The sequence below is a fragment of the Vibrio sp. V38_P2S17PM301 genome (assembly GCF_009904845.1).
GTDB classification, from domain to species: Bacteria; Pseudomonadota; Gammaproteobacteria; order Enterobacterales; family Vibrionaceae; genus Vibrio; species Vibrio proteolyticus.
The window spans coordinates 37,428-47,262 of sequence record NZ_WXWO01000086.1 but is presented as its reverse complement, the minus strand read 5'-3'; the positions used below and the strand labels follow the sequence as shown (position 1 = coordinate 47,262).

General features: G+C 45.6%; 9 protein-coding genes. 4 read left to right on the top strand and 5 right to left on the bottom strand.

Annotated elements, in window-relative coordinates; genetic code table 11:
- The first annotated feature begins 383 nt into the window (after positions 1-383).
- Together cspE and CAG64_RS23700 are read left to right on the top strand one after the other, a co-directional pair.
- Positions 384-596: a transcription antiterminator/RNA stability regulator CspE gene (cspE, locus tag CAG64_RS18455; protein WP_021706395.1), complete on the top strand. Its 213-nt coding sequence runs from the start codon at positions 384-386 to the stop codon at positions 594-596.
- Between the two features lie 425 nt (positions 597-1,021).
- Positions 1,022-1,162, top strand: coding sequence for a hypothetical protein (locus tag CAG64_RS23700; protein WP_169727790.1), 141 nt, complete (start codon positions 1,022-1,024; stop codon positions 1,160-1,162).
- Positions 1,163-1,214: 52 nt separating this feature from the next.
- Here the strand turns inward: CAG64_RS23700 and CAG64_RS18450 are convergent, their stop codons facing one another.
- From CAG64_RS18450 to soxR, 3 genes are all read right to left on the bottom strand, one after another.
- Positions 1,215-1,886 (bottom strand): glutathione S-transferase family protein, encoded by a 672-nt coding sequence (locus CAG64_RS18450; protein WP_161448582.1) that lies wholly within the window; start codon positions 1,884-1,886, stop codon positions 1,215-1,217.
- Between the two features lie 24 nt (positions 1,887-1,910).
- Positions 1,911-2,279 carry a VOC family protein gene (locus tag CAG64_RS18445; protein WP_202600896.1) on the bottom strand — a complete coding sequence of 123 codons (369 nt, stop codon included), beginning with the start codon at positions 2,277-2,279 and terminating at the stop codon, positions 1,911-1,913.
- A gap of 146 nt (positions 2,280-2,425) precedes the next feature.
- Complete coding sequence (gene soxR, locus CAG64_RS18440) at positions 2,426-2,866, bottom strand: redox-sensitive transcriptional activator SoxR (protein WP_161448584.1); 441 nt, start codon at positions 2,864-2,866, stop codon at positions 2,426-2,428.
- 107 nt (positions 2,867-2,973) lie between these two features.
- Between soxR and CAG64_RS18435 the strand changes: the two genes are divergently transcribed.
- Both CAG64_RS18435 and CAG64_RS18430 read left to right on the top strand, forming a co-directional pair.
- Positions 2,974-3,390 carry a RidA family protein gene (locus CAG64_RS18435; protein ID WP_161448586.1) on the top strand — a complete coding sequence of 139 codons (417 nt, stop codon included), beginning with the start codon at positions 2,974-2,976 and terminating at the stop codon, positions 3,388-3,390.
- A gap of 80 nt (positions 3,391-3,470) precedes the next feature.
- Positions 3,471-4,349 (top strand): EamA family transporter, encoded by an 879-nt coding sequence (locus CAG64_RS18430; protein ID WP_161448606.1) that lies wholly within the window; start codon positions 3,471-3,473, stop codon positions 4,347-4,349.
- A 191-nt stretch (positions 4,350-4,540) separates the two neighbouring features.
- Here the strand turns inward: CAG64_RS18430 and CAG64_RS18425 are convergent, their stop codons facing one another.
- Both CAG64_RS18425 and CAG64_RS18420 read right to left on the bottom strand, forming a co-directional pair.
- Positions 4,541-5,356, bottom strand: a complete 816-nt coding sequence (locus CAG64_RS18425) for a hypothetical protein (RefSeq protein WP_161448587.1) — start codon at positions 5,354-5,356, stop codon at positions 4,541-4,543.
- Positions 5,357-5,491: 135 nt separating this feature from the next.
- Positions 5,492-9,835: a PAAR-like domain-containing protein gene (locus CAG64_RS18420; RefSeq protein ID WP_161448589.1), complete on the bottom strand. Its 4,344-nt coding sequence runs from the start codon at positions 9,833-9,835 to the stop codon at positions 5,492-5,494.

The following is a 9,835-nucleotide window of genomic DNA, read 5'->3' as shown; positions in this document are numbered from 1 at the left end:
AGAATGAATCTTACATCATCATTAGAATAAAAATAAATCTCATCTTTCTTCCTATTTTAGCGATGAGAAATAATATTTGATGATATTTTACGCAGTGATGCGATTGTTGATCGTGTCAGCAGCAGAAGGTGTGTTTAGCTCCTGTCAGAACAAACTTCCCTCTGGCCCGTTAGAAAAATAAAACTGGTCATTTAGAAAACAAGGTGTATAGTGGTGTCAGCTCTGGCAAACGAGCTATTAGTGAAATGTTAAGTACAAGTCTGTTCTCAGTTACCTTTCGATACCCGTCGTTTAGCTCCTGCGATAACTTCTCTTCATAGTCAATTCAATAGCTTTATGTTCGCAGCTTTTAACTTATTTTAAATTTCTATCGAGGTATCTATATGTCTTCAAAAATGACTGGTTCAGTAAAATGGTTCAACGAAACTAAAGGTTTCGGTTTTATCACTCAAGATAACGGTGGCGCTGATGTCTTCGTACATTTCAACTCTATCGTATCAGACGGTTTTAAAACTCTGGCTGAAGGTCAGAAAGTAAGTTTCGACGTTGAACAAGGCAAAAAAGGCCCACAAGCGTCAAACGTTACTGCTCTGTAAGATTTCAAAAAGGTGTGGCGCCCTGTCGCCACATCTTCTTCTTCACTTTCGCCACATCTCCCCCTCTCAACATCAATTAAATTACCCAGGATCCCCATGTCCAGAAGAACAAGCCGCCAGCGACACTGGTATCAAATACTACGAGATAAATCTGTCAAGAAGGATAATAAACACGAGTGTTTAAAATAGAATTTTATTTAAAAGAAAACCAGGCACATTGGTCTGCAGAAATACATCAGTTAAACAGTGACATTCTACAACGTCATATTTTCCCAAAACTTCTGACTTCCCAACCCCACCTCAACTTCCAGTTTTGCGAGCATAACCAACAAGGCGTGATCTTGTCGGCAAGTGGCACCACACTTGGAAGCTTTAAAATTGATTAACCCAAACCACGACCAGCATTCAGTAATGAGGAATCACAAATGAGTAAAGCAAAGAAAAAACGTCCCGTTGAAAAAAAGACAACAGAGAACCTTGGTGAGAATAAGAACATTCATACCACAAGAAGAAAAATTGAAGATATTTTGAACCAGCGCGATTTTGACAAGTTATACGAGCTCTGATTGTGTTCCCGAACCCAATTACTCGTCAGGCTCGCGCTGACAAAAACGTACATCAACTCTCAGAACCACCACCTTGTTCCCCGACACGATCAGACGCACGAAAATAGGCCATTTGATCAGCATGCGCTTTTATAAATGCCGGACGCGCAGTCGCTCTCGTCACGTAAGCCCGACAAGCTGGATAAGGCGTCAGGCCATCAAAACGGTCAACCAGGCGCAATACATCTGCCATTGCAATGTCTGCAATAGAAAACTCTACCGCCAGCCACTGGCATTGTGATAGCACCTGCTCCATATGCCTGAGCCGGGCAGTGAGAAAATCATCGAGCGCTTTACGCCCTGAAGTGGCTTGTTGATCGTCAGTAAACATAAAGATCGACCAAGGTACACTCGCCATCTCGACGGAATTCAATGCGGCAAAGAGCCATTCGATGACGCGATAACGGCCAGATAGATCGCTGGGCATGAGCTGACTACTGTGCTCCGCCAGATAAAGAAGAATCGCACCGCTCTCAAACAGAGACAGCTCGCCATGACGCAGCCAAGGAACCTGTCCAAACGGCTGCTGTGCGAAATGGTGCTGAGAGCGAGTGGCAAACGGAGTGGCTTCCACTTGATAGGGTAACGCGGCTTCTTCCAACGCCCAGCGCAGACGCAGATCCCGGACGTAGCCGCGTGGCGCTTCCGGTACCCAGTCAAACGTGGTGATCACAAACTCGGTCATGTCCTCTCCCGAACCTGGCGTCGCTTACGCGTGTTTTTGAGGGGAAATCAGATGGATGATATTGGTCGGGCTGGCAATCCAGAAAGCCTGAAACCCCTCCGGCAGCGGTTCTATTTCATCCCGGCGGTGACAATCATGCCGTTGCAGATACTCTGCGGCTCGTTCAACATCATTGGTGGTCACTTCCAGCCAGATTTCGGCCTGACTTAACCCGGCGACACAATCGAGCCACAAGGTTTTATCACCAAACTCGAATCTTGGAGTGCCGTCCATGCCATCATTCGACAGCTCTTTGAAACGCAGTACGTCCCGATAAAAGCTCACAGTGCGTTCGTACTCATGAGCGGGAATCTTCATGGCAATGTTATTGCCTGGCTGAAACTCGGGTACCACTTTGCTCGCTCCTTAAAGCTGGCAGTCTTACTTCCCAAAATGCCAGCCTGGTTGCATATCACACTATCACTACACTATAGCTGCAAAATACGACAATTTCGAAATTCCGCGATACACTCGAAAACTCTCTCACCGCGCGTGGATACTCACTGAATGATTCGTTGTGCGCCCTGCCCCTGCTGATGCAATGTGTCTTCCGGGTTGAGTAGCTGACACTTTTTCATGCTCAGACATCCGCAGCCGATACACCCTGTCAGGTTTGCCCGCAGAGACTGTATTTGCGCCATTTTTTTATCCAAATCCTTTTGCCATTTTTTAGCGACTTTTTCCCAGTCCCGCTTGGTTGCCGTTTGTTTCATCGGCAGGCCACTCAATTCAGCCGTGATCTCTTCAAGCGTGAAACCTATCGACTGCGCCACCTGAATCAGCGCGATTCTGCGTAGCATCGACATCAGATAACGGCGCTGGTTTCCTGACGTACGGATAGAGGCGATCAAACCTTTGGTTTCATAGAAACGCAAAGCGGATGTCGCTACACCACTGCGTTCCGATAATTGACCAATTGTTAAATACTGATTATTTATCATTATGTTACCTGACTTACCTAAGAGAAAACAAAGTCGTTGACTTAAAGTTAAGTTGAACTTCTATACTACTGCAAAATTTCATTAACAACGAATGGCAGGTTCATAAAATGACAATCAAGACTCTCTCTTTCTGTAATCCGGCTGCACTGTTTAACCCTGTACCTTATGGGTTTTGTCATACCGTGAAAACCCCACCCAATGGCGAGCTGATCTTCATTTCCGGCCAGAGTGGCGGTGAGGGAAAAACGCATTCACTGAGCCATGACTTTGATCGTCAGGTTGATATGGTGCTGGCGAACCTGGAGATTGCGCTCACCACCCACCAGCTCAGTTTTGATGACGTAGTCAAAATTACGATTCTAATCGTTGATCACAATGCAGAAAAACTCGAAATCTGGAGTAACGCGATGAAAAAACGTTGGTCAACAGAACGTTTACCCGCCAGCACCCTGATTCCAGTCCCGACACTGGCGCTTGAAGGCATGCAAATAGAAGTCGACGCTATCGCTTTCAAGGCGTGCTAACTCATCACTGCGCCCATTTACGGGCTAATTTTGAGCCAGGTTCGTCAGCCTGGCTCTTCAATTTTCAGGTCACTGTTATGATTTTACGCAATTATTTAACGCTGCTCGCCATCGGGTTGATATGGGGCTCACAGTTTATTTTTCAGGAAGTCGCGCTCGGGAGTTTTGCTCCAGTCTGGATCGGCGCATGTCGGGCGCTCCTGGGGGCTGTGACCTTAATTGTTATCTGCAAAACACTAGGCATCAACGGGAACAGCAATCAATGGGGACTCTTTGCCCTAATCGGATTACTTGAAGCCGTGATCCCGTTCGTGCTGATCCCTTGGGGACAGCAGAACCTGACCAGTTCTATCACCGCAATCCTGATGGGCACCCTGCCCTTTTATGCTTTGCTGCTCGCCCCGCTTTTCATTCGAGGCGCCCGCATCAGTGCAGGCAACACCTCCAGTGTTTTTGTCGGTTTTTGTGGTTTGTTGGTGTTGTTTTCTCCGGATTTGGTCTTGGACAGAGGGGAGTTGAATATGCTCAGCGCAGCGGCGGTTATTGCTGCGGCGATCTGTTTTGCTATCGCCCTGTTGTTACTCAATCGGGTTCACGATGAACATCCGTTGATTGTGGCAAGAAATGTCTTGTCGATGGCCAGTGTTCAACTGCTGGTTGTTGCATTGTTTAGTGCGCCATTAACGTTTGGTGTCACGTCAGCAGGGGCCATATTATCGTTGGTGTATCTGGGCGTAATGTGCGCTGGTGTGGTCTACTACCTGTACATGATGAGTATCCGCCATGCCGGTGCCGTCTTCACATCTATGACCAATTATCTGGTGCCCGCCGTGGGTGTATTGATCGGTGTGGTGATCTCAGATGAACCCGTCCAGGCCAACACCTGGATCGCATTAAGCATCATTTTATTTGCTCTGTTCATCAACCAAAAGTTGTCAGCACCACAAAGTCAGCGTTAAACCTAGCCATAGCAAATGGTACCGTGCCATTTGCTATGGATTTCTATTCCTAGTTTGGGAGTCCCTTTTCACCTAATCGTTGTAACTCGTTTATGGACAGAAATCATTTAGGTCTGCAGCTAAAAATAACTCCAAACACATTAGTTTTTATTGCAGTTTCATCAATTGAGGGCTCTTCCACAGGCCCCCCTTTAAAATGTATGCTCAGCATAGATCTCTGGCAGTTGATGCTCACGTTCTAGGATGGCTTCTAGCCTTTTTTCAAAGTCTTTAGGCTTGTTGTCCTGAAATAAATAGGTTTTGGGCTGAGCACGTTGAAACTGCTCTCCTGTAATCACCGCCTGCTTGCCTTTATCCATAAATGCGAATAATTGTGCCATCAGAAAAGTATTATCATCTTCGCTGTTCATATGTGCTTTCCCTGTGGGCTGAAGCCCAAATAGCGCAGGCCAATAGCCGCTTTTGTGTTTTTTGCTTTCTCCATAGAGAAAGAGTGTTAGACCAATCTTATCCTCACGAAAACCTAGGTTTTCAAATCGGCACGCGGCAATTTTTCCAAACCGCCATGTGTAAACAATCCCACGTTGTCGATCAAAATGGATTTCTGCGAGACGGGGAAATCGAATCAAACCTGCAGTCAAAATCAAAGAGAATACAATTAGTATTGATATAAAAGTTATCTCCCCATAGATACTTTTCCTATAGCTATCAGAGCCATGCTGGATAACTGCGTTTATAAGGTCAAGCCTAGAGCCGGTGCCATCGTTACCTACTAGTGCTTTGTAATACAAGTCTCGCTCTTTGTCGTAGCTCAATCCTCTCTTTTCTCGATCTATGTTCTTTTGAATATTGTAGTGGGCATGGGCTATCATTCCATCATTTGGACCAAAGTCATAGACAAATGAAATAGATAATAGCCAGAACCCTACGACCCAAGGTAAGAAATATATAGAGCGTATATTATGTGCAGCGTTACGAATCGAAAGAACGTTGTCATTGACTGACATTATGGGCTCTCCCGGGTCCGGGTAGGTATCTAACTCTATTGTGTTTTCAAACTTCTCACGCCAACTAGTCAAGCGCTGAGCGTGGCGCCTTTTCCACCAAGGGTACTTGGGATCTGTTCTTCGCATCATAAGTCCTTATAAATCGCCCATTGGCTCATCATCTCTCATTCCAATGTAAGTTTTTTTTAGTTTGCCGTCAGAGGTTAACATGCGTTTTGGTACTACCACGTCTGGAGTAGGTTGATAGCACCAGTGCAATTCTGAATCTTCGTCCAGTTCTACTTCGACGCTTAGGTGCAAAGCCCCATTCTTAAACTCCTGCTTTTCAGCATCGCTTAACGCGGCTTCTAGTGCTTTTGTGAATACTTTGGTTCCAGACTCATCAAGAGTCGAAACTTCTTTTATATATTGAATAGGTTGTAAGATATCCAATTTGGTTTTTTGAATGGATCCCGCCAGCTCAGATACTTTCCAGACAAAATTTGGCAAGACAAACTTATAGGTACGTGTTTCCTTATTACTAAAGAAATCGCTAGAATTTGAAATTGAAACGGAAGGCTGCATAAGAAAATTCATAAACTCCTGCACTTCTATTTTAAAAGCAGTCTGATATAAAGGGTCTTCAAAATATTGCCTTGCAAATGCAATTCTTTTCTCAGTTCCTTTAAAGTTTCCTTCTTCTTCAAAATACCAGAACGAATATTCATCGCTTTTCCCCCAAAAACATCGGAATAGCAAGTTTTCAAAAGCCCCTTTGCCGTAAATCCATGATAATACACCGCCTGCAACAATAAGCACAAAAGCAGCAATTCCCCACGTTAGGGCTATCGCCACACCCGTAATGGCGTAGTAGGCCGCGCCATAAGCAAAGATAGCCGACCCTAAACCAATCGAGATATTGCCTGCTAGGGAGCCCATGTTCCCACTCTTCCAGTCATCATAACCATCGCCAATGGCCACAAATACCATTGCTAGGTTTGAGACCGCAATAATACGGCTAAACACTCTCGCTTTAAGCAATAGATCGAATCGAGTCACACCGGCATTGGTCTTGGGCAATATTTTATGAGCTATCCCTGCCAGTTGCGGCGCAGATAGCCCTCTATTGGCCAGAACCAACGTCGCCCTTGAGATTGCTGCGGAGTCGGCAATAATGGCAGCAAAAGCCGAAATCAACTTCGAAGTACTGTAAATCGTTCCTGAACGCTCAAGTGGATCTGCCTCACTGAAATCACTTTGAGCCAGTACATCATACAAAACACCAAAGTTTGCGTACCAGGAAAATCCAGAAATCACCCCATCACCAGTCATACCTATGTAATCCAATATGGTTGTGGCTTTTGTGGTCTGGAAGCGTCCACTATATTGAACTTCACGTACCACTTTAATTTCTGATAACTCATAGTAAACAGGGATATTACTGCGCTTTTGAACCTCTGCCCAATTGAATAACTTTTTGGCCCCTTTCATGTACATCTGTGTTCTGTTGGCAGCGCCAAGACTCTTGCCCCCAGAATCAATATGCTTAGCGATTAATTCCGCTAGTTTATCATGGGTGACTCTAACCTTTTCGCCGGTGTAGACAATGCCAAAGACTTTTTCGAAAAACGTTGGCAAGAAAGAGTCCACGATTTGTGACAAGGCTGTGGCTGACAGCTTATAGCCGGATTTGACCATCAACTTTGTGCCGTAAATACTGGCCGCTCTCGCTTGTGCCCACACTTTACTCAGGGCGATTGGCATCAACTCAATGACGATCTTCCAGTCGACCTGATCTTGACACTGGAGCAGGATGCTTTTCATTGACTGAGTGATAATGTAATACGCACTTTGAGAATCTTGAGTTGCACCGCCGCTCTCGTAGGCGTTATTGATCATCTTGATGAGAGCGGCTTGCCCCTCTTCAGACGCTCCGGTTCCATCAAATATGTTGGCGGCAATTCGTGTCAGCTTCTCGACTTCTTTTTCTGGCTCCTTTAAAGCACTAGACTCGATTTCAAAAAACATCTTCAAGTAGTTATCGAGTGACCCGATACTCCCATCAGCCATGTCTTGATAAGCGAACGCGGCGTACACCTCCAATAGCGCTTCTCGACGTTTTTTGTACTCCAACTCTTCGGCTTCAGACTCCTTAAAGAACGCATTTAAAGCGGTTTCATCAATGTTCTCTTTCGCCATCTTCTGAATATCTGCATCAGGGTGGTCGAGAAACCCTTTAACAATTTTGCCTATCGTTCGTGGGTAGAGAGTCTCTGGGTCACCGACCTTTTGATACCCTGTCATTAACGTCAGTGCAAACGCTAAGTCAGCCTGACGACCGACCGGATCATACAAAGCGATCAAAGTACCATTTTTTTTCTCACTGTGACTTTTTTGCATGGTTTCCACTACCCCTTCAGAGGAAAGGTGGTAACTGTTTTTTGTAGTCGCGATATCCAGACCATGCTTTTGAGGGGTATCCGAGTCAATCGCCAACCATTTTTCATCATTACTTCGATAGTCTTCGACTAGGGTGTTGAAGTTATCTTCTGTCGCCTCAAGACTGAAATCTGAGCTCGTACTGGTCAGATCAACACGCTGCATTGATTTCTGACGCAGGGCTTCATCTTCGTTCATTTTGTCGATGACTTCCGGTGCCCATTCGTGCTCTGAATAGGCGATAGAAATTTCGGTGGTGTTGGCAGTGACAAACGCAAACGGATAGAAGGTTTCGCCTGAGGAAGTATCTAGCGTTAGGCCCTCCTGAGCATTCTCTTCATTCGTAAAGTAATACTTTTCGAACTTCTCCAAGACTCCAGTGGCGGTGTCCACTTGGCAATATTTGAAGATGTGGAACTGCTTATTCTCACCTTCCTCCTTGATGTAAATCCAGCCTTCACGAAGCAAGCGTAAAAGGTACCCACCTGTCTCTTGAATGCTGGACGTTCCCACTATGTCACACAATAGAGGAGGGGCTTGAGCGGGTATGACCTCTTCCATGAAATTCGCATAACCGTAGCGCACAGGATAAATAGGCAAAACATTGGCGATTTTACCCGGCACCTCATTCATATAAGGTTCGACAACATCGACGGTTTGTGTCGTGTTGACAACGACTTCGATAACTCCAGCTTCAGAGGAATAGACATTCTCACTCGCTTTAATGACCTTAACGTTTGCCGTGTTGCTTAATAAATTGGTGGCTCTAAGCTGCATTTTAGTAAACACACCAGACATCAGTTCGGGTAGGCCTTTAATGTAAGTGGCCATGGTGTTGATGTGTTTATCGAACACCTCCTCGGATAGATAGGCATATTTCAGCTTGCTGGCTTCATCTCGGAGAAACTCAAGCCGCGACTGGATTTTTTTGAGTAATGCGTCAATGTCTTCACTGGTGGTTTTCTTCGCGGCAGACCAATCGTACTCTCGTAAATAACGTTGCGGATTCCCCTGACCTCGGGCTCGCATGTAAGCCAGCATCCTGTCTGTTGTCTCATGAGGTGCAAGGCGCAGTAATACCGAAAGTAGTTCACCTTCTTCGAGAATCATTGGAAGGCAATACGCCACTAAGGTTTCTGTTGTGTGAGGAAGAGGCATATTAAGATTGCCGATGATTGCATCACATACTTTTTCCATCGTATAGGTTGTTTCAGGGTGAAGGTGAGTAAAGTGCAGGCGAGTTTCAGTGGACACAATATCTTGGAAGTATTGGTCACAACTGAGTTCTTGACCAATACTTCCCCACGGAGTCAGACCCGTTTCAATTCGTATTGGTTTCCAAAAGCCCTGCTGGCCTTTTGTTGCGAGGTCAAAAAAGTCATCTGGGAGTATATCGGCATTGTGATGTGGATTGGGACGACGGACAGGACAAGGGCAAAACGCATCGTTGCTTTCTTCGACGCATATTTTGATTTTACCTGGATTTAACCCACCGACACACGATTGCCCATCGTTGTCCAATGTACCAGATCCTAATGGACTGTTGCTTTCATCGGTAATGATATAGGGGGCATTGACCATCAATTGACCATTGGGGTATCGAGTTTTAATTTCGATATCATTAGGGAGATCCAACGCTGGATCAACTGTTACACTGGGGTTTTGAACACCGCCAAGGCACATCGTATTGGCTTTGTTCATGGTCATCTGGTCGGTCAAGCGTGCCACTCCTTGGCCTTCAATGATCACATCTCCCGAAGCTGAGATGAACTCTGCTTCCGCTTCTATCGTGCCGGAGGAGACTCCTTTTTTATCACCGCCAGTATCCCCAGTACTTTTTGCAAACTTACTGCCTTTTATCGCTATGCTGTTACCACCATCAGCGCTGACTGTTGTTGTTCCATCGGCCAAGTCTGCTGATTTGGCATTGTTCCCATAAGGAATGGGAACGACTGATGGCCCAACTGTTGTCAGGCAAACATCTGGTAATGTCGCATTGGCTTCACCGCCAGAGCCTTTGTGAACAATACTTAAACCATTTGCATTGATAGTGACAGCCAT